This is a genomic window from Pseudomonas sp. FG-3G, from assembly GCF_901007645.1.
GTDB lineage: Bacteria > Pseudomonadota > Gammaproteobacteria > Pseudomonadales > Pseudomonadaceae > Aquipseudomonas > Aquipseudomonas rhizophila.
Window position 1 is genome coordinate 68,941 of the sequence record NZ_CAAKGZ010000029.1, and the last position, 21,571, is coordinate 90,511.

At 60.9% G+C, this 21,571-nt stretch carries 20 protein-coding genes; 11 read left to right on the forward strand and 9 right to left on the reverse strand.

The window, feature by feature from the left end; all coding sequences use genetic code 11:
• The 3 genes from PSEUDOMOFG3G_RS20530 to dinG all read right to left on the reverse strand — a co-directional run bounded on the left by PSEUDOMOFG3G_RS20530 (position 1) and on the right by dinG (position 4,681).
• Positions 1–1,113, reverse strand: coding sequence for an OmpA family protein (locus PSEUDOMOFG3G_RS20530; protein ID WP_139051000.1), 1,113 nt, complete (start codon positions 1,111–1,113; stop codon positions 1–3).
• 116 nt (positions 1,114–1,229) lie between these two features.
• On the reverse strand, positions 1,230–2,375 hold the full coding sequence (locus PSEUDOMOFG3G_RS20535) for a serine hydrolase domain-containing protein (RefSeq protein ID WP_047228403.1): 1,146 nt from the start codon (positions 2,373–2,375) through the stop codon (positions 1,230–1,232).
• 161 nt (positions 2,376–2,536) lie between these two features.
• Complete coding sequence (gene dinG, locus PSEUDOMOFG3G_RS20540) at positions 2,537–4,681, reverse strand: ATP-dependent DNA helicase DinG (protein ID WP_047228404.1); 2,145 nt, start codon at positions 4,679–4,681, stop codon at positions 2,537–2,539.
• 99 nt (positions 4,682–4,780) lie between these two features.
• Between dinG and PSEUDOMOFG3G_RS20545 the strand changes: the two genes are divergently transcribed.
• On the forward strand, positions 4,781–5,245 hold the full coding sequence (locus tag PSEUDOMOFG3G_RS20545; protein ID WP_139051001.1) for a CopD family protein: 465 nt from the start codon (positions 4,781–4,783) through the stop codon (positions 5,243–5,245).
• 124 nt (positions 5,246–5,369) lie between these two features.
• Here PSEUDOMOFG3G_RS20545 and PSEUDOMOFG3G_RS20550 read toward each other — a convergent pair whose 3' ends face one another.
• The 4 genes from PSEUDOMOFG3G_RS20550 to PSEUDOMOFG3G_RS20565 all read right to left on the reverse strand — a co-directional run bounded on the left by PSEUDOMOFG3G_RS20550 (position 5,370) and on the right by PSEUDOMOFG3G_RS20565 (position 8,050).
• Entirely contained in the window at positions 5,370–6,128 is a 759-nt protein-coding gene (locus tag PSEUDOMOFG3G_RS20550) for a collagen-like protein (RefSeq protein WP_139051002.1), read from the reverse strand.
• Entirely contained in the window at positions 6,121–6,393 is a 273-nt protein-coding gene (locus tag PSEUDOMOFG3G_RS20555) for a DUF1145 domain-containing protein (RefSeq protein ID WP_139051003.1), read from the reverse strand. The genes PSEUDOMOFG3G_RS20550 and PSEUDOMOFG3G_RS20555 overlap by 8 nt, the downstream gene beginning before the upstream one ends.
• Before the next feature lie 145 nt (positions 6,394–6,538).
• Positions 6,539–7,264 carry an OmpA family protein gene (locus PSEUDOMOFG3G_RS20560; protein WP_139051004.1) on the reverse strand — a complete coding sequence of 242 codons (726 nt, stop codon included), beginning with the start codon at positions 7,262–7,264 and terminating at the stop codon, positions 6,539–6,541.
• Positions 7,265–7,354: 90 nt separating this feature from the next.
• Positions 7,355–8,050, reverse strand: a complete 696-nt coding sequence (locus tag PSEUDOMOFG3G_RS20565; RefSeq protein ID WP_047228409.1) for an OmpA family protein — start codon at positions 8,048–8,050, stop codon at positions 7,355–7,357.
• A 192-nt stretch (positions 8,051–8,242) separates the two neighbouring features.
• Between PSEUDOMOFG3G_RS20565 and PSEUDOMOFG3G_RS20570 the strand changes: the two genes are divergently transcribed.
• The 4 genes from PSEUDOMOFG3G_RS20570 to PSEUDOMOFG3G_RS20585 all read left to right on the forward strand — a co-directional run bounded on the left by PSEUDOMOFG3G_RS20570 (position 8,243) and on the right by PSEUDOMOFG3G_RS20585 (position 9,993).
• Positions 8,243–8,740: a DUF6231 family protein gene (locus tag PSEUDOMOFG3G_RS20570; RefSeq protein WP_047228410.1), complete on the forward strand. Its 498-nt coding sequence runs from the start codon at positions 8,243–8,245 to the stop codon at positions 8,738–8,740.
• A 14-nt stretch (positions 8,741–8,754) separates the two neighbouring features.
• Entirely contained in the window at positions 8,755–9,231 is a 477-nt protein-coding gene (locus PSEUDOMOFG3G_RS20575) for a YchJ family protein (protein ID WP_047228411.1), read from the forward strand.
• A 67-nt stretch (positions 9,232–9,298) separates the two neighbouring features.
• Positions 9,299–9,784, forward strand: coding sequence for an LEA type 2 family protein (locus PSEUDOMOFG3G_RS20580; protein ID WP_047228412.1), 486 nt, complete (start codon positions 9,299–9,301; stop codon positions 9,782–9,784).
• A 5-nt stretch (positions 9,785–9,789) separates the two neighbouring features.
• Positions 9,790–9,993 carry an SEC-C metal-binding domain-containing protein gene (locus PSEUDOMOFG3G_RS20585; protein ID WP_047228413.1) on the forward strand — a complete coding sequence of 68 codons (204 nt, stop codon included), beginning with the start codon at positions 9,790–9,792 and terminating at the stop codon, positions 9,991–9,993.
• 177 nt (positions 9,994–10,170) lie between these two features.
• On the opposite strand, the gene PSEUDOMOFG3G_RS20590 is transcribed toward PSEUDOMOFG3G_RS20585, so the two are convergent.
• Complete coding sequence (locus PSEUDOMOFG3G_RS20590; protein ID WP_139051020.1) at positions 10,171–10,728, reverse strand: cysteine hydrolase family protein; 558 nt, start codon at positions 10,726–10,728, stop codon at positions 10,171–10,173.
• Between the two features lie 140 nt (positions 10,729–10,868).
• Between PSEUDOMOFG3G_RS20590 and PSEUDOMOFG3G_RS20595 the strand changes: the two genes are divergently transcribed.
• From PSEUDOMOFG3G_RS20595 to PSEUDOMOFG3G_RS20610, 4 genes are all read left to right on the forward strand, one after another.
• On the forward strand, positions 10,869–11,513 hold the full coding sequence (locus PSEUDOMOFG3G_RS20595) for a glutathione binding-like protein (protein WP_139051005.1): 645 nt from the start codon (positions 10,869–10,871) through the stop codon (positions 11,511–11,513).
• A gap of 157 nt (positions 11,514–11,670) precedes the next feature.
• Positions 11,671–14,121 carry a penicillin acylase family protein gene (locus tag PSEUDOMOFG3G_RS20600; protein WP_139051006.1) on the forward strand — a complete coding sequence of 817 codons (2,451 nt, stop codon included), beginning with the start codon at positions 11,671–11,673 and terminating at the stop codon, positions 14,119–14,121.
• 154 nt (positions 14,122–14,275) lie between these two features.
• Complete coding sequence (locus PSEUDOMOFG3G_RS20605) at positions 14,276–15,301, forward strand: ligase-associated DNA damage response exonuclease (protein WP_139051007.1); 1,026 nt, start codon at positions 14,276–14,278, stop codon at positions 15,299–15,301.
• Positions 15,298–16,989: an ATP-dependent DNA ligase gene (locus PSEUDOMOFG3G_RS20610; RefSeq protein ID WP_139051008.1), complete on the forward strand. Its 1,692-nt coding sequence runs from the start codon at positions 15,298–15,300 to the stop codon at positions 16,987–16,989. The genes PSEUDOMOFG3G_RS20605 and PSEUDOMOFG3G_RS20610 overlap by 4 nt, the downstream gene beginning before the upstream one ends.
• A gap of 36 nt (positions 16,990–17,025) precedes the next feature.
• Here the strand turns inward: PSEUDOMOFG3G_RS20610 and PSEUDOMOFG3G_RS20615 are convergent, their stop codons facing one another.
• The gene (locus PSEUDOMOFG3G_RS20615) at positions 17,026–18,936 is read right to left on the reverse strand and encodes a hypothetical protein (RefSeq protein ID WP_139051009.1); all 1,911 of its coding nucleotides are present in this window, start codon (positions 18,934–18,936) and stop codon (positions 17,026–17,028) included.
• Positions 18,937–19,399: 463 nt separating this feature from the next.
• On the opposite strand from PSEUDOMOFG3G_RS20615, the gene PSEUDOMOFG3G_RS20620 reads away from it, so the two are divergent.
• On the forward strand, positions 19,400–20,548 hold the full coding sequence (locus tag PSEUDOMOFG3G_RS20620; protein ID WP_139051010.1) for an acyltransferase: 1,149 nt from the start codon (positions 19,400–19,402) through the stop codon (positions 20,546–20,548).
• A gap of 216 nt (positions 20,549–20,764) precedes the next feature.
• A complete protein-coding gene (locus PSEUDOMOFG3G_RS20625) occupies positions 20,765–21,547 on the forward strand; it encodes a transporter substrate-binding domain-containing protein (protein WP_139051011.1) in 783 nt (260 codons plus the stop codon).
• Positions 21,548–21,571 lie beyond the last annotated feature (24 nt).

Genomic DNA, 21,571 nt, shown 5'->3' on the forward strand with positions numbered 1-21,571 from the left:
TCACTGCTTGGATGCATCGGCAGCCGCGACTTTCTTGGCATCGGTAGCGGCTTTGGTCGGTTGCGGCTTCTTCGCCACCAGCGCTTTCTTGGCCGGGGCTTTTTTGGCAGGAGCCTTGGCGACAGCCTTCTTGGCCGGCGCTTTTTTGCTGGCAACAGCCTTGGACTTGTTAGCCGCCGGCGCGGGCGCTGGCGCCAAAGCCGCAGGTTTCACGTCCTGGACCGCCACCAACCTTACTGGTGCCGGGGCCGGCATGTTGTACTTGCTCAGCAGCGCAACCATGGTGTTTTGCGGCGTGACCAGCAGCTCGACACGACGATTCAAAGCGCGACCTTCAACGCTGTCATTGGCGGCACGGGGCGCAACCGAACCCATGCCACGCAGCATCAGGCGATCACGCTGCAAGCCGCTGAGACGGAAAATCGCCGCCACGGATTGGGCGCGTTCCTGGCTGAGCTTCAGGTTGACCGGCGCGGCGCCCGACGTGTCGGCGTGGCCGAGGATCAGCACGGCTGTTTTCGGATCAGCTTCCAGAATTTTCGCAACGCGGGTGAACGGGCCGAGGCTCACCGGCAGCAGCATGGCCGGACGATCCGGGTTGAAGGAGCCGTCCACCGGTGCGGTGACCACCAGCACGTCGTCGCGGCGTTCAAGTTCGAGCTTGCTGTCCTTGATGGCCGTGCGCAATTTCGGCTCGTAGTCGTCGAGCCAAGCCTGGGTGACTTTCGGATCCGGCATCGGCACCGTCTTGGCGGTTTCCTGATCTTTACCGCCGAATGGCCACCACCACTTGCCGTTGCTTTCAGCTTCAGCCTTGGCGACGGTAACCGGCGTCTTGACTTCAGGTTTGGCGTCGACTTTTTTGGCGACGCCGTCGGCGGCGTCATCGGAAGAAAACGGCCACCACCAGTGAGTGGCACCCTCGGCCTTGGCTTGTGGCGCGACGGCAGCCGGTTTCAGCGGCGCCGCTGACGTCGGTTCTTTGGCCGCGACCTTGTCGGAGGCGCCGAACGGCCACCAGCCACTGCCGCCCTCGGCATCATTTTGTGGGGTTTGTGCGCAACCGGTGATAGCGAAGCACAGCGCCAGAGCGAAAGATTTATTCAATGACATTGGATATCCACAAAATGATGTAAAAAAAAACAAAGGCCATGTTCGGGCCGCATAAACAGACGGTTGGAAACTGAAAGGAACACGAGGTTCCTGTGCCCGCCGCCTTCGCTAACGTTTTATAGACAAGTGGCAAGTACCCGCGCAAGGTTCTGCGCCCGCGGATCCATCAAAACGTATGGCCCGAGGGTGTTTGTCACAAAGCCAAAAGCCACATCGTGCTCCGGGTCGGCAAAACCGATGGAGCCCCCCGCCCCAGGATGACCGAATGCCCGAGGGCCGAGGCCATAGGTCGCGTTCGGCACATCCGGCTGATCGAGCATGCAACCCAGGCCGAAACGGGTCTGGGTCAACAATGTCTTGTCCTCGCCGAAGCTGTGCTGGCGAGTCAGTTCGTCGAGCATTTCGCCCTCCAGCAGGCTGCCGTCCAGCAGGCCGGCATAGAACCCGGCCAGGCTGCGGGCGTTACCATGGCCGTTGGCCGCCGGTTGCTCCATGCGCCGCCACTCTGGCTTATTGGTGCTGGTCATGATCGAGGGCGGGTTAGTAAAGGCCCGGGTAGTCATGGCCGTGGGTTCGCGCATCGTCACTTGTAAAAGGCGCTGGGCCGCCGCGTCCCCCACATTGCCTTTGCCGCGAGCGATGTGGGCCACGCGATGAAACTCTTCATCAGCCAGGCCGACGTGGAAATCCAGGCCCAACGGCTTGGCAATACGGGCCACGATGGATGCCCCCGGTCCACGACCGTCAGCCCTGCGCAGCAGTTCGCCGACCAGCCAGCCATAAGTGATCGCCGCGTAGCCGTGACCGTCTCCCGGCGTCCACCAGGGCGCTTCAGCGGCCAGAGCATCGACCATGGTCTGCCAGTTATAAAGTGCTTCGGGCGCCAGCAATTCACGCAACGCCGGCAACCCGGCCTGGTGGCAAAGCAACTGACGGAGCGTGACGGCTTGCTTGCCGGCTGCCGCGAACTCAGGCCAGTAGCGGGCGACAGGGGCGTCCAGCTGCAGCTTGCCTTCGGCCACCAGTTGCAGGGCGGTGACGGCGGTGAACGTCTTGGTGCAGGAAAACAGATTGGCGATGGTGTCGCTGTGCCAGGCTTCACTGCCATCCTTGTCGGCCGTGCCGGCCCAGAGATCGATGACCGTGCGGCCACCAACCTGAATGCACAACGCCGCGCCGCGCTCCTGAGGATCGTCGAACAGCGCCGCGAAGGCTTCACGCACCGCCTCGAATTGAAGCTCATAATGGCCTTGAATCTGCACCCGCAACTCCCTTGAAACAAACACTTTTTTGAAGTGGCCTGCATTGTTTCAGCCATTGAGGTTTTTGGGAACCGCCGCAAGACGGCTGACCGGACTGACATTGCCCGTTTCGCTAAATCCCCTCGCCACAGAGACCTCCTCAGTCAAAAATCACCGGGAGGCTAGGATATCTCCCGCCGAAACGGTGGCAGGGCGTTGAGGATCGCCTTGCCGTAGCGCTGGGTCACCAGTCGGCGGTCGAGCAAGGTGATGGTGCCGCGGTCTTCTTCGGTGCGCAGCAATCGACCACAGGCCTGGACCAGTTTCAGCGAGGCGTCCGGCACGGAGATCTCCATGAACGGGTTACCACCGCGGGCCTCGATCCATTCGGCCAACGCGGCTTCCACCGGGTCGTCCGGAACCGAAAACGGGATCTTGGCGATCACCACATGCTCACAGTAGGCACCGGGCAAATCCACGCCTTCGGCAAAACTCGCCAGGCCGAACAGCACGCTGGAATCGCCGCCGTCGACCCGCGCTTTGTGCTTGTTCAGGGTTTCCTGCTTGGACAGGTTGCCTTGGATGAACACTTGCTTGCGCCAGTCGCGGTCGAGGCCGTCGAACACGTCCTGCATCTGTTTGCGCGAGGAAAACAGCACCAGGGTGCCCCGCGAGCCTTCCACCAGTTCCGGCAGGTCGCGAATAATCGCCGCGGTGTGGGCGGCGGCATCCCGCGGATCAGCCTTGAGGTCCGGGACCCGCAGCACGCCAGCGTCGGCATGATGGAAGGGGCTCGGAACCACGGCGGTCACGGCTTTTTTCGGCAGGCCGGCGCGCATGCGGAAACGGTCGAACGTGCCCAGGGCGGTCAGCGTGGCGGAAGTCACCAGCGCGCCGTAGGCGACATTCCACAGGTTGCGACGCAGCATTTCCGCCGCCAGGATCGGGCTGGCATTGACCTCGATGTCGAACAGCGAGCCGCTTTCGGCCAGGGTCAACCAACGCGCCATCGGCGGGTTGTCTTCCGGGTCTTCAGTCGTGAACGCGGTCCACAACTCCCAGTTACCCTGGGAGCGGGACAGCAGACTGCCGAACAACGGGTACCACTCCTCGGCCTGGTTGCTGGCGATACCGATATTGACCTCGCCATCCATGCCTTCCTTGAGCAGGTCGGTCAGACGGGTGAACAGGTCGGTCAGGCGGGCAAAGCCTTTCTTGAGCTCGATGCCCATCTCGCGCATGTGCTCGGGAATGACGCCGCCGACAAAGCGATGGCGAGGTCGATCACGACCCTCGACGTCTTCGCCGGGCTTGAAATCCGCCACTTGTTCGCAGGCACTGAACATGAACTGCTGGTTCGTCTTGATTTCACGGGCCAGCTCGGGCACCTGCTCGATGAACTTGCCCAGGTCACCCGGCAGCGGGTGTTGGGCCAACAGCTTGGTGAGGTTCTTGGCGGTGGTTTCCAGCCAGTCAGCGGTCGAGCGCAGCCGGGTGTAATGGGCGAAATGGCCGATGGCCTTGTCCGGCAGGTGGTGACCTTCGTCGAACACATAGATCGTGTCACGCGGATCCGGCAGCACCGCGCCACCGCCCAGGGCCAGGTCGGCCAGGACCATGTCGTGGTTGGTGACAATGACATCGACCTTGCCCATGCCTTCGCGGGCCTTGTAGAAGGCGCACTGGCCAAAGTTCGGGCAATGACGGTTGGTGCACTGGCTATGATCGGTAGTCAGCCGTGACCAGTCGGCGTCTTCCAGGGCGGTGGACCAGCTGTCGCGGTCGCCGTCCCATTTATTGCCGGCCAGTTTTTCGATCATGCTGGTAAACAGCTTCTGACTGGCCTCATCGACTTCGATCTTGAAGCCTTCTTCCTCGAACAACTGGGCCGTGGCTGTCTGCGCCTGGCCTTCCTGAAGCAACATGTCGAGCTTGGACAGGCACATGTAGCGCCCACGACCCTTGGCCAGGGCGAAGCTGAAATTCAGCCCGCTGTTGCGCATCAGGTCAGGCAGGTCCTTGAAAACGATCTGCTCCTGCAAGGCGATCGTGGCCGTGGCGATCACCAGGCGTTTGCCGGCGGCCTTGGCGGTGGGGATTGCCGCCAGGCTGTAGGCCACGGTCTTGCCGGTGCCGGTGCCGGCCTCCACCGCCACGACGGCAGGCTCGCCACTGCGCCGGCCTTCGTCGTCGGTGTCGATGTCACCCAGGACTTTTGCCACTTCGGCAATCATCAGGCGCTGGCCATATCGCGGCTTGAGGCTCTTGGCTTCGAGAAAACGCGAATAGGCGCCCTGGATCGTGGTTTTGAGTTCGGTGCTGATCATGAATGGTCGGGCGCTAAAAACGCTGGATAAATTTTCAGTGGTTCGGATCGGCGGCTATCATACCCCGCTAATCAATCCTGCGCAGAACGGAGTAACTCAATGACACCCTTTGCCCTCGTCTACACCCTGCATTTACTGGCGGCCCTGGTCTGGGTCGGCGGTATGTTCTTCGCCTGGATGATCCTGCGCCCCGCCGCAATCGCGGCCCTTGAGGGGCCGGCCCGGCTCAAATTATGGACAGAAGTGTTTCAGCGTTTTTTCGTTTGGGTCTGGGTCGCAGTGGTGCTTTTGCCGATCAGCGGCGTGGGCCTGATCCACATGCGCTTTGCCGGCTTCGAGACCGCGCCACGGTATGTGCAGATCATGATCGGCTTGTATGTGGTGATGATGGCGCTGTTTATCCGCATCCAGGGATTGCAATTGCCGGCCCTGCGCAAGGCCGTAGCAGCCCAGGACTGGCCGACGGGCGCGGCGGTACTGGGGAAAATCCGGCAGTTGGTGGGGATTAATCTGTTGATCGGGTTGCTGGTGGTGGCGATTGGCGCGGCGCGGCCGATGTTCTGAACTTAGCGTATCCCCTGGTGGGAGCGAGCCTGCTCGCGATAACGGTGGGTCAGTCACATCAAGGTTGACTGATACCCTGCCATCGCGAGCAGGCTCGCTCCCACAGTTCTCGAGCTCAGTCCTCTTAGAATCGCTGCACCGTCACCGCCCCCGCTGCTCCGGCTGGTCCCGGCTGGCCATCGGCACCAGGGCGACCGCTTTTGCCACCGTCGGCGGTATAGACGAAGCACCCCTTGGCCTTGCCGCCAGCGCCGGGTTTACCTCCGGCTCCAGCGGCGCCGCCCGCGCCACCCTCCACCGTAACCTTGATCTGCTCATCGGGATAATCACGGGGCAATTCGAGACGCACCTGCGCACCCGCCGCACCCGGCTGGCCGTCACTGCCATTGCTGCCGTCGGCACCGCGACCGGCTGCCCCCCACGTACAACCCGGCGCCTGGCCGTTGGCGCCGTCGAGGCCCACGTAACCTGGCGCACCGGTTCCACCGCGGGCATCCACCGACAACAATGGCGCATTCAAGGCATTGAAGCGCAGATTGAGATCACGTCCCGCTCGTGCCGCTTTGGTATAGGTTCCGGGCGCGCCCCGAGCCGTGATCTGACTGCCGTCGGCCAGTTCGCCCTCGGCAACTTTTATCTGCAGTGTCTGTTGCCCAGGCACGATGGCGATCCGTGCTTCGCGCCCCAGGTGCAGTTGGCCAATGGTCAATTCAGTGACGTTGGCAGGCACCAGCAACGTGCCGTAATCGGCCACCTCCAGCCGTTCCAGTGTCAGGGCGCTGGTGGTATTGGGCAGACGCATCAAGGAATGGGTTTCGACCTGGATCACTTGGGCACTGGCCCAGGGGCACACGAGTGCGACAAGCAGACACAATTTACGCATGGGAAGCCTCGGCGGCGATCGGGAGGGTTTGCAGGTGGAAGATGCCGAACAGCAGCACTCGCAGGCGATCACGGCCTGAAGCTGGCCGGCCGCGCAAGCTGGCTCGAAACAACACCAGTTCCAGCAAATGGATCGCCAGCAATATCGCTGCGCCAAAATTGACCAGCAGATGCAGCGGATGAACGAACGGCATGACCAGGTTGACCAGCACCACCAGCCAGAACAGCAGGGTCAACAAGCGCCCCAGCGCCCATAACAGCTTCATACATCCCCCCGGTAAGTATTATTCTTTGCACGCACAGTAACGGCTTGCGCGCAGAATAAGCCAGAGGCCAGGGCAAATTTAATCTGACGCAAACCTCGACTCGTCGGGTCGCCCCACTGGCGACCCGACGGCTCTGGCACGCGGCTCAGCGCTGGATATGCAACTCAACCCGACGATTCTGCGCCCGCCCCTCATCGGTCTCGTTGTCGGCCACCGGCTCGCTTTCACCCTTGCCTTCACTGGTGAGCTTGTCCGGTGAAAGCCCCTGAGTAAGCAGATATTCCACCACGCTGCTTGCTCGGCGCTCGGACAGCCCCTGGTTGTAGGCATCAGTGCCGACGCTGTCGGTGTGCCCCACCACGCGGATGCTGGCGACATTGGCATGACTCAATTTGCTCATCAGCCCATCGAGTTGGCTTCGCGCGTCTTGAGTGAGATCGGATTTATCGAAGTCGAACAGCACCTTGCCGGCATCGTTGAGGGTGATCACTTCCGTGGCCGGTGCCTGAGGTTCAACCGGCGGAGCGCTGGCCGGGTATTGCGGCAACGGACAACCATGATGTTCAACCGGGGTATTGGCCGGCGTGTCGGGACAACGGTCACGGCGGTCGAACACGCCGTCATCGTCCTCGTCGCCATCCTGGGCGTAGCAGATCAGGCCGCCGGTCAACAGCCCCAGCGCAGCACCGCCCGCCGCCCAACCGCTGCTTTCGAGGGCCCCCAGGCCGCCGCCAACCAGACCGCCGATCAAGCTACAGACTGGCCAGGTGCGTTGATTGAGCGGTGCGCCGCCATCGCTGTGAGTGGCACAACCTGACAACAGACTGCCCGCCAGCAGTACCGGTAAGGCGGCCCTGAGTAGAACGTTCATGGTGAATGCTCCTGTGTTACCGGCCCATACCGGTCACACAGGAGTAAAGACCCGCATCCGCGACTGTACAAGCCGCGGATGACGGGGGCTTCAGCGATTTATCTTGATCTCCGTGCGGCGGTTCATGGCCCGACCATCGGCGGTGCTGTTGTCCGCCACCGGCTGGCTCTCACCGGCACCCTCCACCGAAACGAAGCTGGAACGGGGCACGCCGCTCTCAACCAGGTATTGCACCACCGCGTTGGCCCGTTGTTCAGACAGGCGCTGGTTATAGGCATCGCTGCCGACGCTGTCAGTGTGGCCGGTGACGCGCAGTTGCGCGGTGGACGTTTCCTGTTTGAGTCGGGTTGCAATCGTGCTCAGGACCTCCTTGTCTGCCGCCGTCAGCGTGGCCTTGTCGAATTCGAAATGCACGTCACGGATCACAATGGTTTCTTCCTGGACCACCACGACTTCTTCAACCATCGGCGCCGGTGCCGGTGGCGGGCAGCCGTCGGCATCGACTTGCACGCCCTTAGGCGTGCCCGGGCATTTGTCGCGGCTGTCCGGCACGCCATCGCCATCCTCATCGCCGTCGCCATGCACCCAGCAATAAGCCGCCGCCATGGTGCCGACAAACAATGCACCACCGCCGGCCCAGGAGGTGCTTTCGATGGCGCCCAATCCAGCGCCCGTCACACCGCCAACCGCCGCGCAGGTCGGCCAATCGGTTTTCTGCAAACCTGCGCAACCAGTCAATACACCGGTCAGCAGAACCAAGGGTAACGCTGTGCGAACTATGCTCATTGGGTTTTCTCCTTGAGGGATCGGCTTTGCGCCGATTCAGGGGAGTAAAGACCCGACTCCGCATCCGCGCCAGCATCACGCTATCGCGGTTTTTGCCCCCTATTTGCCGTAGATCGATACGTTTAAGCACAAACCGCTCTAGGCCATGGGGTCCGCGCAGGCTATCGTGGCGGCTCTGACAGAGGAACTTCGATGACCGTTGCCATTTCTTCCCGTACGCCCCAGCAAGCCCTGGCTGCCGTGCTGGACCGTTATGCCCCGAAAAAACTGCTGTTGATCGGGGCCAGCAGCTTCCCTGCCCTTGAGGCGTTCCAGCAAGCGCATCCTGATACTGAAGTGGTCCACGCCGCCCCTGGCGCCCTTGCGGCGGACGTGGCGGCGCGGCGTTTCGACCTGGCCTTGGCGCTTGATTGCCTGGAGCATTTGCCCAAACGCGACGGTCTGAATCTGTTGGGGGGCATCCGCAATCTCAACGCCAGCCGTATCGCCGTGCTGGCGGACCTCAATGCCTGCGGCTGGCAAGAAACTGATTTCTTTTCCCTGGCCCTGCAGGCCAGTGAGCGATTCCAGCGCGAGGAGCAGGTGCTGACCCTGTTTACCTACGATCTGCTTGAATACAAACAAGTCCCTGACTGGCTCAACTCACGCTTTTGGGCCAACCCGGAAAACTTTGGAAAATACTGGTGGTAGCCGTGAACACAAGCATGCACACAACCATTTGCCCGTGCGGCAGTGGCAACCCACTGGACGCCTGCTGCGGCCATTACCACGATGGTCACCCGGCGCCCTGCGCCGAAGCCTTGATGCGTTCGCGTTATAGTGCCTACGTGCTGGGATTGGTGGACTATCTGGTAGCCACGACCTTGCCCGCCCAGCAGGACGGCCTGGATCGCCAATCCATCAGCGAGTGGAGCGCCAAAAGCACATGGCTCGGACTGGAGGTGGAAAGCAGCGAAGTATTCGGTGGCCAACCCGAACACGCCTTTGTCACCTTCACCGCGCGCTGGCACGACGGCCAGGGGGAACACAGCCACCGCGAACAGTCATCCTTCGTACAGAACGGCGCACGCTGGTACTTCATCGACCCGACAGTGCCAGTCAAGACCGGACGCAACGACACCTGCCCGTGCGGCAGTGGGCACAAATTCAAGAAGTGCTGCGCAGGCTACTTTAATCGCTGATATCGGAATCGTCCGACACTGCTGCGCTCGCCAGCAGGCTAGACTGGGATAAACCAGAGGCACGGACATGACCCTTTCATCACATCTGCTGCGCATCACCTGCCTGCTGCTGTTCATCGGGCTCGGCAGTTGTGCGTCCTGGCGAGGTGATGAGGCCCCTGAACCGCAGGTGCATCTGACCAAGGTCGAGGTGGTACGGGCGCGGCTGGTGGAGCAGAAGTTCATGCTGCACTTTCGTGTGGACAACCCCGACGACAGTGATTTGACCGTGCGCGGCATAACCTACCGCATTCATCTGGGCGACCTGTTGCTGACCGAAGGAGAGCACGAGCACTGGTTCACGGTGCGTCCCGGGCATAGCCGCTACTTCAGGGTTCCGATCCGCACCAACCTGTGGCCGCAAGTGCGCAAGCTGGTGAAAATGCTCGAAAAACCTCGCCAGCAGATCCCCTATCGCCTGGAAGGTGAGCTGGAAACCGGTTTATTCATCGCCCACTACGTGCACCTGAGGCGCAATGGCGTGATAATCGCCGCCGATTTTATTGCGGAGTAACCCCGATGACCCAGCAACCCCACGTCCATGGCCCTGACTGCAACCACGATCATGACCATCACCACGATCATGATCACGGACATGTCCATGGCCCGAACTGTGGCCACGCCCACCAGGAACCGGTGCGCAACACCCTGAAGGATGTCGGCCGCAACGACCCTTGCCCATGCGGCAATGGCAAGAAATTCAAGAAGTGCCACGGCGCTTGATGATCCGGGCGAAGATAATCTTCGCCTATTGAATCGTCCTCGCGAGCAGGCTCGCTCCCACAGGGGCCTGCGGCGAACACAAAATCTGGATTCATTACTGAGCCCTGTGGGAGCCTGCTCGCGATGGGGCGTTTGAGGCTAATCCATACCGGCTGGGGCAACCCCACACACTCGGTTTCAACCCGCCCCAAGAATCTGCTTCACGCTGACCACCGTCGCATACTCGCCATGCAAGTTGCCCAGCGACATGGCATGGACCTCGCCAGCCGAACGGGCATGGCCAAAATAGTCAGCCTTGTCGAAGGTAAAACACGCGTCTTCGGCCACCCAAGTGTCGAATCCCAGATTGCCGGCCGTACGCGCCGTGGACTCCACCGAGTTGTTCGTCGCCACGCCCACGATCACCAATTGCCCAACCCCCGCTTCATGCAGGTCCGCCTCCAGGCGCGTGCCGCAGAACGCATCCGGCACCTGCTTTTGAACCAGCCTTTCCCCGGCTAACGGCTCGAACCGCTCCTGAACCTCCACGCCCGATTGCCCGGGCCAGAACACTGAGTCCGGCGAGCGGGACAGGTGGTGGACATGAATCACCGGCCGTGCCGATTGTCGCCAGAAATCGAGCAACTGGAGCATGCGCAGCTCCGCATCGGGGTTGTTGCGAGGGCCTAGCCTGGGGTGAAGGATGCCTTTTTGTTGGTCGATAAGAATCAACGCTGCGTTTTTCTGTAACTCCATGCCGGTTTTCTCGTGTTCGGTCATTGAATTTTCCACACTTGAGCATCACCTCTTCCTACAGGCAAGCCTTTCGGCAATCAGGACGACCTCCCGCCGTCATGTGTTGTCCATCCATCACGCTGTCTTATCTGGAGCCCTCCATGATCGACCTGTATTACTGGACCACGCCCAACGGCCATAAAATCTCGTTGTTCCTTGAAGAAGCCGGCATGCCTTACAAGGTGCACCCGATCAACATCGGCCAGGCAGAGCAGTTCAAGCCCGACTTCCTGAAAATCGCTCCCAACAACCGCATTCCGGCGATCATCGATCACGAACCCGCCGATGGCGGCGAGCCGATTTCGCTGTTCGAGTCGGGCGCGATCCTGCTGTACCTGGCGGAAAAAACCGGCCGGTTCATTCCAGAGAATTTGCGCGGCCGGCAAGAAGCGTTGCAGTGGCTGTTCTGGCAGATGGGCGGCCTGGGGCCGATGGCCGGGCAGAATCATCACTTCAGCCGGTTCGCCCCGGAAAAAATCCCCTACGCGATCAAACGCTATGTCGACGAAACCGCTCGTCTGTATGGTGTGCTGGATCGCCGCCTGGCGGACCGTGAATTCGTGGCGGGCAACGAGTACAGCATTGCCGACATGGCGATTTATCCCTGGACCGTTTCACACCAATGGCAAAGCCAGCGGCTGGAAGACTTCCCGAACGTGCAGCGCTGGTTCAATCGCATCAAGGAGCGCCCGGCCACTGCCAAGGCCTATGCCCTGGTGGACAAGGTCAACCCGCCCAAGCCCTGAGCCCTCCTGATACACCCAAAACCCTGCTGTGGGTAAGCCTCACAGCAGGCTTTCATCGCCAAATCAACAAATAACCCCTGCCCCCGCTTGCGCGCCCTCCTCCTGCTCACTAACGTAGCGCCTTTATCGGTGCCCCCCCTCCTGCAGGAGCTTTGCCATGGCCTCGCCAGCCTCTATTTTTTCCTTCCCCCGGCTCGGCGTTGCCGCCGCAGTGGCCAGTGTGCTCGGTCTGAGCGGTTGCCAGACCTGGAACGCCCAGGACACGGTTCCTCCGACGTCCGGCGTGCAACCGCTCAAGGGGCTGGCACAGAACGTTTCGGTTCGACGCAATGCCATGGGTATGCCGCTGATCGAGAGCAACAATTTCCATGACGCCCTGTTCAGCCTCGGCTACGTCCATGCCAGCGATCGCATCAGCCAGATGGTGACCATGCGCCTGCTGGCTCAGGGTCGCCTGGCAGAAATGGCCGGCGCCGAACGACTGGACGTCGATCGCTACATGCGTGCGGTCAACCTGAAGAAAAGCGCCGACGAGCTGTACAAAGCCTCCTCGCCGCGGCTCAAACGCTTCTTCGAAGTCTATGCCCGCGGCGTCAACGCGTACCTGTTCCGCTATCGCGACAAGTTGCCGCCGGACCTGGCCGCCAACGGCTACAAACCCGAATACTGGAAACCGCAAGATTCGGCGCTGATGTTTTGCCTGCTCAATTTCAGCCAATCGGCCAACCTGCCGGAAGAAATCGCCGCCTTGGTGCTGGCCCAGACGGTCACCCAGGACAAACTGGCCTGGCTGAGCCCCTCGTACCCGGATGAACAACTGCCGATGGCCGAGGCCGATAAGCTCCAGGGCCTGCGGCTCAGCGGTCAGGTCCCGGGCCTCAACGAAGTCAGCAAGGCCAGCGCTCAGTTGTCCGAACTGAATTTGCTGAATATTGCTTCCTCCAGCAACTGGGCCATCGCCCCGCAGCGCAGCCGCAACGGCAAGAGTCTGCTGGCCAGCGACAGCCATGGCCCATTGAGCGTGCCGTCACTGTGGGTTCCTGTGCAGATTCGTGCGCCCAAGTATCAGGCCGCCGGGGTTTCCGTGGCGGGCATCCCGATGATTCTGGCGGGGTTCAACGGCAAAGTGGCCTGGAGCATGAGCAGCGTGTTGGGCGACAACCAGGACCTGTTCCTGGAAAAAATCCGACGCCAGGGCAATGGTCTGTCCTACGAGGTCAACGGCAAATGGCAGCCGGTGATGGTCCGCAACGAGACCTACTTCATTAAAGGCCAGCGACCGATTCGCGAAGCGGTGTATGAGACCCGCCACGGCCCGCTGCTCAACAGTGTCCAGGGCTCGGCCATGGCCAACGGTCTTGGCCTGGCCTTACAGACGCCGAGCTTTAGCGACGACAAAACCCTGGACGCGTTCTTTGACTTGTCCCGAGCGCAGAATGTCGAGAAAGCCTCCGATGCCAGCCGTGAAATCCGCGCCATCGCGGTGAACATGATCTTTGCCGACGCCAGCCACATTGGTTGGCAAGTTACCGGGCGCTATCCGAACCGCCGCGAAGGCGAAGGCCTGTTGCCATCGCCCGGTTGGGAAGGGCGCTACGATTGGGATGGCTACGCCGACCCGATGCTGCACCCCTACGATCAGGATCCGGCCCAGGGCTGGCTCGGCGCCGCCAACCAGCGGGTCATTCCTGACGGCTACGGCATGCAGTTGTCCAACTCCTGGGACGCACCGGAGCGCGGCGAGCGCATGGCCGAGCTTGCCGGCGCCGGCAAGCACGACAGCCGCAGCCTGACTGCCATGCAATATGACCAGACCACGACCTTTGCCGCCAAGCTCAAGAAAGTCTTCGAAGCCCCAGGCATGGCCCAACCGCTCAAGCAGGCGATCGACGCGCTACCAGTGGCGGACCGGGCCAAGGCTCGCGAGGCCTATACCCGGCTGATGGCTTTCGATGGCCGGCTCAGCCCAGGCTCCGCCGACGCGGCGATTTATGAACTGTTTCTGCAGGAAAGCATGAAGCAGATCTTCCTCGACGAACTGGGTCCGGACAGCAGCCCGGCGTGGAAAGCGCTGCTCGCCAACGGTCAGTTGTCCTACTCGGCCCAGGCCGATCACTTGCTCGGTCGCGAAGACAGCCCGTTCTGGGACGACGTGCGCACACCGCAGAAGGACGACAAGTCCGTGATCCTGGCCCGCAGCCTGGCAGCGGCCATCACTGCTGGCGACAGCCAGTTGGGCGGTGACCACAAGGCTTGGCAGTGGGGCAAGCTGCATCGCTACGAATGGAAGAACAGCAGCGGCCAAATCGTGCGCGGCCCCCTGCCCGCCGGCGGCGATGCCTCCACGCTCAACAGCTCGGCATTCGCCTGGGGCGAGAATTTCAACACCACCCAGGCGCCGGCCATGCGGTTCATCGTCGACTTCAGCCAGCCCGAGCCGTTGATGATCCAGGGCGGCACCGGCCAGTCTGGCAACCCCGCCAGCCCGAACTACGTCAATGGCATTGATCCGTGGATCAAGGGGAACTATCAGAACCTGCCATTGCAGCCGCAGAACTTTGAGCGGGCGTACGGCAAGGCGCGCTTGACCCTGGTGCCCGGTAAATAAGCTGTCCGGTGTGGCGAGGGAATTTATCCCCGCTGGGCTAACCCCCCTCGCCACATTTGTCCGCCCTGCCACCTGATCCTGCGGCACCAAACCCGATAGAACTTCTCCTCCCGCCCCCGCCTCTACCAGACAAGCCCATCTTCCCGGTGAATGCATGGATCTTGTCATTGCCCGCCCCGAAGGCCTGTACTGCCCGCCCGGAGATTTCTACATCGACCCCTGGCGTCCGGTGGAACATTCGGTCATCACCCACGCCCACGGCGATCACGCCCGTGGTGGCAACCAACACTACTTGGCAGCGGCCCCCGGCGAAGGCATTTTGCGTTCGCGATTGGGCCAGGACATCAACCTGCAAACCCTGGCCTACGGCGAGCGCTTGCTGCATCACGGCGTGAGCTTGAGTTTTCATCCTGCCGGCCACGTGCTGGGTTCGGCCCAGGTGCGCCTGGAATATAAAGGCGAGGTCTGGGTGGCGTCCGGGGACTACAAGGTCGAACCCGACGGCACCTGCGCGCCGTTCGAACCGGTGAAGTGTCATACGTTCATTACCGAATCCACCTTCGGCCTGCCGATCTATCGCTGGCAGCCTCAAGCGCAGGTCTTCGACGAAATCAATCAGTGGTGGCGCGGCAACATTGCCGTCGGCCGGGCCAGCGTGCTGTTCTGCTATTCCTTCGGCAAAGCCCAGCGGATTCTCCACGGAATTGACGCGAGCCTGGGTCCGATCCTGGCCCACGGTGCGGTAGAACCCCTGAACCGGGTCTATCGCGAGGCCGGGATCCGTTTGCCAGCGACGATCTATGCCGGCGACATCAAAAAGAACGACCCAATCATGAACCAGGCGCTGATCATCGCTCCCCCCTCTGCCGGTGGGAGCACCTGGATGCGCCGTTTCGGTGACTACAGCGACGCCTTCGCCAGCGGCTGGATGCGCCTGCGGGGCACCCGTCGGCGACGCGGCGTGGATCGCGGCTTTGTGCTGTCCGACCACGCCGATTGGCCCGGCTTGCTCTGGGCCATCGAACAGACCGGCGCCGAGCGGGTGATGGTCACCCACGGTTCAGTGGGCGTACTGGTGCGCCATTTGTGCGAGCAAGGCCTGGATGCCCAAGGCTTCAGCACCGAATACGGTGACGATGAAGAAGACTCAGGCAGCGCCACCGACGAGGACGCGTCATGAAAGCCTTCGCCCAGTTGTATGCCGAACTGGACGCCACCACCTCCAGCAATGCCAAGCTCGCCGCCATGCAGGATTACTTCACCAAGGCCCCGCCCCAGGACGCAGCGTGGGCCGTGTATTTCCTGTCTGGAGGGCGCCCGCGACAACTGGTGCCGGTCAAGACCTTGAGGGAACTGGCGGTGCAGATATCCGGGTTGTCGCTGTGGCTGTTCGAAGAAAGCTATCAAGCCGTGGGTGATCTGGCTGAAACCATCTCACTGGTCCTGCCAGAATCACCTCAGCGTTCCGACGAAGGCCTGGCGCTGTGGATCGAAGAGAAACTCCTGCCGCTGCGCGGTGAATCGCCCGAGGTGCTGGCGGTGCGGTTGCCGGCGTTGTGGGCGCAACTCGACCGAGCCAGCCTGATGCTGTGCATCAAACTCATCACCGGCAGTTTCCGCGTGGGCGTGTCCAAGTTGCTGGTCACACGCGCGCTGGCGGCCATGGCCGGGCTGGACAGCAAACGAGTCGCCCAGCGGCTGGTGGGGTATACCGACCTGTCCCATCGTCCGACCGCTGCAGGCTACCTCAAGCTCATCGCTGCCGAATCCGCTGATGAGCACGCCCAGCGCGGCGGCCAGCCTTATCCGTTCTTCCTGGCTCATGCGTTATCGCAAGCGGTGGAGCAATTCGACACGACGCTGGGACCGGCCAGTGACTGGCAGGTGGAATGGAAGTGGGACGGAATCCGCGCCCAGGTGGTCAAGCGCGATGGCCATTTGTGGGTCTGGTCCCGGGGCGAAGAGCTGGTCACCGAGCGCTTCCCCGAATTGCACAGCCTGGCGCAGGCGTTGCCCGACGGCACGGTGATCGACGGCGAAATCGTGGTATGGAAAGCCGCGCCGCCAACCACCGCGGATGCCTTCGATCCGGATGCGCCGCTGGAACCGAGGGTGCAGCCCTTTGCCCTGCTGCAACAACGCATCGGCCGCAAAACCCTGGGCAAGAAAGTCCTCGAAGACGCCCCCGTGGTGGTGATGGCCTACGACCTGCTGGAATGGCAAGGCGAGGACTGGCGCAGTCGTATGCAGACCGAGCGCCGCGAACAACTGCAGACCCTGATTGCCCACTGCCGCAGCGCGGTGCTGTTGCCCTCCCCGATCATCACCGGCAAGGATTGGTTCGACCTCGCCCGGCAGCGCGAAGCGTCCCGCAGCCTCGGCGTCGAAGGCATGATGCTCAAGGCCCGCGACGCGCTGTACGGCGTTGGCCGGACCAAGGACATGGGCGTGTGGTGGAAGTGGAAAATCGACCCATTCAGTGTCGACGCGGTACTGATCTATGCGCAACGCGGGCATGGCCGCCGCGCCAGCTTGTACAGCGACTACACCTTCGCCGTCTGGGACAACCCGCCGGGCAGCCGCGAACGCACACTGGTGCCGTTCGCCAAGGCGTATTCGGGGCTGACCGATGACCAAATGCGTCAGGTGGACAGCATCGTGCGCAAGACCACCGTGGAGAAGTTCGGCCCGGTGAGCAGCGTCACGCCGACCCTGGTTTTTGAGCTGGGCTTCGAAGGTATAGCCTTGTCCAAACGCCACAAGAGTGGGATCGCCGTGCGCTTCCCGCGGATGCTGCGCTGGCGCCAGGACAAAAGCGTCGAGGAGGCTGACACGCTGGCGACGCTTCAGGATCTGTTGAAAGGTTGACCGTTCTCCTCCGAACAGGGCCAGCGTCGGCCCGTGTCATGACGCCCTCCACATCAAGGCGAAAATACTTTCACCCGGTACTTCAAAACGTATGCGTCCATCCCGGCACTGGACAGGGGCATCGCGCTGGCGGCTATCAGGACCGAAAAGGGCGAGGGATGGGCAGGCAGTGCCTGCGCCCTGCAGGCTGATCCGTTGCAGACGGTCGCCCTTGTTTACCCCCAGCACGCTGCGTTCGTTGCCGCGGGCCATCGCCAGGGCATCGACCTCGAACGCGCTGTTGTCCATACGCAGAACCTGATCGAGCCAGTGCGACTGGATGAATTGCTGCGCCAAGCCTACCGGTTTGAGCTCGAAGCGATCGGGTCCTGGCAGGCGGATCATGCCTTTGAGGTGGTGCGGATCGTCAGCGGCCTGAAACCAATTGAGCACGTCGAGCAAACCATCCTGGGCTGAGTTGATCGCAACCGAGGCCCACCAGAGCGATGCGAAGTGCGTCTCCTGTTCGTAGGGGCTCACGCTTGAGCCACTGGAGATATTGGTCTGGTCCAGCAACAGCGCCTTGCGTGGCCGGCCATTGGCTTGCAGGCCGACGACTTCGGCAGCCCGGCGCACGGAGTCGCGGTAGACCCGTGTGGCCAGCAGGTCGCGAATCATCCACTCGTGCCAGGCCAAGGCATCGATTTGTGCTGCCGATTCGTCGAGCATTCGCCGAGCCCAGTCGATGCCACGGTGCTGGGCGCCTCGTCGCGTAAACGGTCCGTTGACGAAACGCGAGCTGGCGGGCATGGCGATGCGCACACCGGCCTCCCGCGCCCCCGGGTAGTCGAGCACCTGACGATACATGGCGTCGAAGAAGTGCTTGTACGTCGCATAGTCGGGATAGTTGTAATTGGGTTCGTCGGCAAACGAGAGGTAGTGCGTGCCGCTACCCAGGGCTACGGTGGCCGCCAGCCAGGCGTTAAGGCCGGCGTTGCTCTGGCTGTTGGCCTTCAGGTCGGCCTTACGCCCAGTGGCGGCCAGCAAGGTGATGTTCGTATCAATGCCACCGCGTTCCAGATAAAAACGTCTGAAGGCATCTTCGTAATGGGGGTCAGCGGCCATGATGTCGACGGCGCTGTAAAAGCTGCCCGCACGGGGCTTGAGCGCGTCGAGCGCGCTGTAGCTTGCCGGCGGTGGAAGCAGGTAGGGCAAGGCCAAGCCCAGGCGCGGCGTGGGGCCCAGCATGTCGGGGTGCAGGGCCAGCTCGGTGCGGCCGCTGTCCTGCCGCAGCGGCTGCAGGTGCTGCGGGCGCTGGGCGAACAGGTTGGCGGTGCCGTCCAGCCAGAAGGCCGCTTTGCCTCTACCTTGCAGGCGCAAGCGCCAGTCTTGATCCCTATCGCTGACGGGTAAGGCAACCTGGTCGAACTTCGGGTACTCCTGGTAGGGCTTGAGCCTCAGTTCGACTGTTTTGCCATCGCCCAGGCGCTCGGCATTCAGAGCCCTGACGCCGCCGAAATACTTGCCTGCCAAGGTCGCCTGCTCGCCACCGCGGACCTTGAAATACAACTCGACGTTGGCGGCGGTCTCGACGCTGAAGTGCACTTTCGTCGGCGCGAACAGGGCGACGGTCTTGTCGTCGTGCTCGAAGCGATAGCGCCTGAAGCTATAGCCCGGGACTTCGACACGGTAACTGGCGGCGCTGGCGGGCAATGCCCAGTCTTGTTTGCCGCTCCCTTCGCTGGCGGGAATAAAACGCTCGTCGCGCAGTTGCCCCTGGCCGTCGAGCAAGTAGATGCGTTCTTCATTAGCGTCGGTTTGCCAGGCCGGCACCCAACTGACGCGCAAGGTGTCGTCGCGCCCTGCCTGCAAATAGAGGCTGCCGTCACGCACATCGCCCCAGCGCATTGGCGCGGCCTGGGCCAGGCTGCTGAACGCCAGCGTTAATATCACGGCGATGCGTTTCATAATGTCCTTTTCACCATCTAACTGAGGCGCGTTGGCGCTCTGCCATCATCGCTCTATACAGTAGTCGCTGTGTAACAGGCGTGAGAAAAATAGTGTGAATCGTCGATGAACGGCATTTGAAGATATGTATTCAGATGGCGTTTTATGCGTTTCTAAAAAAACTATTGATGTCCCGCCCACTAGCAGTTTTTCTGACGCCGTAATTGCGTCATCAGGGTATCTATCACGACAATAAAAAACCGACTTGCTCTTTTAAATAGCAATGCTAACGTGACATCAGAGCCCACTATTTATTTAAGTGTCTTAAACCGTCCAGATCCTGCGCCAGGCCCTTCATGCAACAGTGACGGGGATACCATCATTCAGGGAGTGGGCAGCCGCCCTCCCCAGGGTGCTGCCCCAATGACGTGGCGACCGGAGTGAAACCCAAGACGTGCCAATCGTACAAGCAAGGGAGCCTGACATGCGCGCAGAGCAGCGGTTTCATTCACTGGACAGTTTCAGGGGGTTGATGGCCATTTCAGTAATGCTCTATCACTTGCGCGTCAGCGGTAGTTTCACCGAATGGTTGTTATTCCGTCACGCTGAAGTATTTGTATCTTTCTTTTTTGTATTGAGTGGCTTTGTATTGACGCACGCCTATGGCAGCTCGGTAAAATTTAACTTTAGAAAGTTCTTCATTTCACGAACCTTCCGCTTGCTTCCCTTGCACCTCTTTATGTTGGGCGTCTTTATACTGTTAGAGTGCGGTCGATATTGGGCTGCGCAAAAAGGCATGGACTTCAACAATGCGCCATTCTCAGGAAAGTTCGCCCCTTCTGAAATCCTGCCGAATGCACTGCTGTTGCAATCCTGGACGCATTTGACTAACCCACTGTCATTCAACTATCCGTCCTGGAGCATCAGTATCGAGTATTACACCTACATGATCTTCGCCCTGATCGTGTGTATCGCTTTCGGCATCAGGACATGGATATGGGCGACGGTGATGCTCCTGGCCTTGGCGCTGATGTATGCCGGTAATACCTTCTTCACCATCGAGTCGCTGCGTGGCCTCGCTTACTTTTTCACTGGCTGTCTGGCTTACGCCGTGTACCTGAGGCTCCCCCAGCCCAGCCGGGCCCAGACCTGGTTATTGAGCACGCTTGAAGTGGCGGCAGTGACAGTGGCGCTGATTTTCGTGATCAACGATTTTGCAGGCAAGCAGTTGTGGGCCAGTCCGTTGTTCGGTGTCATCGTTGTGATATTCGCCTTTGATCGTGGCGCCGTGTCGCGGCTGTTGGCGGGCCGTGGCTTCGGTTTTCTCGGCAAGTTGTCTTATTCCATCTACCTGACCCACGCGGCCGTTCTGTTTTGCGTAGTGTCGGCATTCATGGTGGCGAAGAAAATCGTTGGCGTTGACATTGCACCGGTGATCGACGGGACTCGCTACCTGGACCTCGGTAATGTACTGCTCAACAACCTCATCGCTTTGCTGGTAGCGGGATCGGTAGTCCTGGTGTCGATGTTCACCTACCGATATGTCGAAATGACCGGGCAATCCCTTGGCCGAGCGCTTAGCAACACCCCCTCGCACAGCGGTCCGGTATTGAGACCTGATACCGAGGCCTAAAAAACAGCAGCGTCCGCGCCATCCTGGTGCATCTTTTAAAGCCTGCTCATCCCCGCGCACCATCACGTCCCGCTGGCTGCCGCCAAAGTTTTTAAAACGCTTGTTCGGCACTCTGGTTCGGAAATTGCTACCTTTATGCCGTCATACCGTTCTCGCCTTCACCGGTAACAATACTTACGCGCCACAAGCGCTCATATTGGTTTTAGGGATTGAATAATGAAAAAAGCACTGCTGACCCTTTCTGCACTGGCGTTGTGCATGGCCGCCGGCGTCGCCACGGCCAAGGAATACAAGGAACTGCGTTTTGGTGTCGACCCGTCCTATGCCCCGTTTGAATCCAAGGCCGCCGACGGTAGCCTGGTAGGTTTCGATATCGACCTGGGCAATGCAATCTGCGAAGAATTGAAGGTCAAGTGCCGCTGGGTCGAAAGCGATTTCGACGGCATGATCCCTGGCCTGAAGGCCAATAAGTTCGACGGCGTGATCTCGTCCATGACCGTGACCCCGGCCCGGGAAAAAGTCATCGACTTCTCCAATGAACTGTTCTCCGGCCCGACCTCGTATGTGTTCAAGAAGGGTTCCGGCCTGAGCGAAGATGTCGCGTCCCTCAAAGGCAAGACCGTCGGTTACGAGCAAGGCACCATCCAGGAAACCTATGCCAAAACCGTACTGGACAAGGCTGGGGTCAAGACCCAGGCCTACCAGAACCAGGACCAGGTTTATGCCGATCTGACCTCCGGCCGCCTCGATGCGTCGATCCAGGACATGCTGCAGGCTGAACTGGGCTTCTTGAAATCGCCAAAAGGTGGTGACTATGAAGTCAGCAAACCCGTGGACAGCGAACTGCTGCCTTCCAAGACCGCCATCGGTATCAAGAAAGGTAACAAAGAGCTGAAGGCTCTTTTGGATAAAGGTATCAAAGCGTTACACGAAGACGGCAAGTACGCCAAGATCCAGAAGAAACACTTTGGCGATCTGAATCTGTACAGCGGCAAATAATGCGCAGCGCCCATCCGGCCTCGG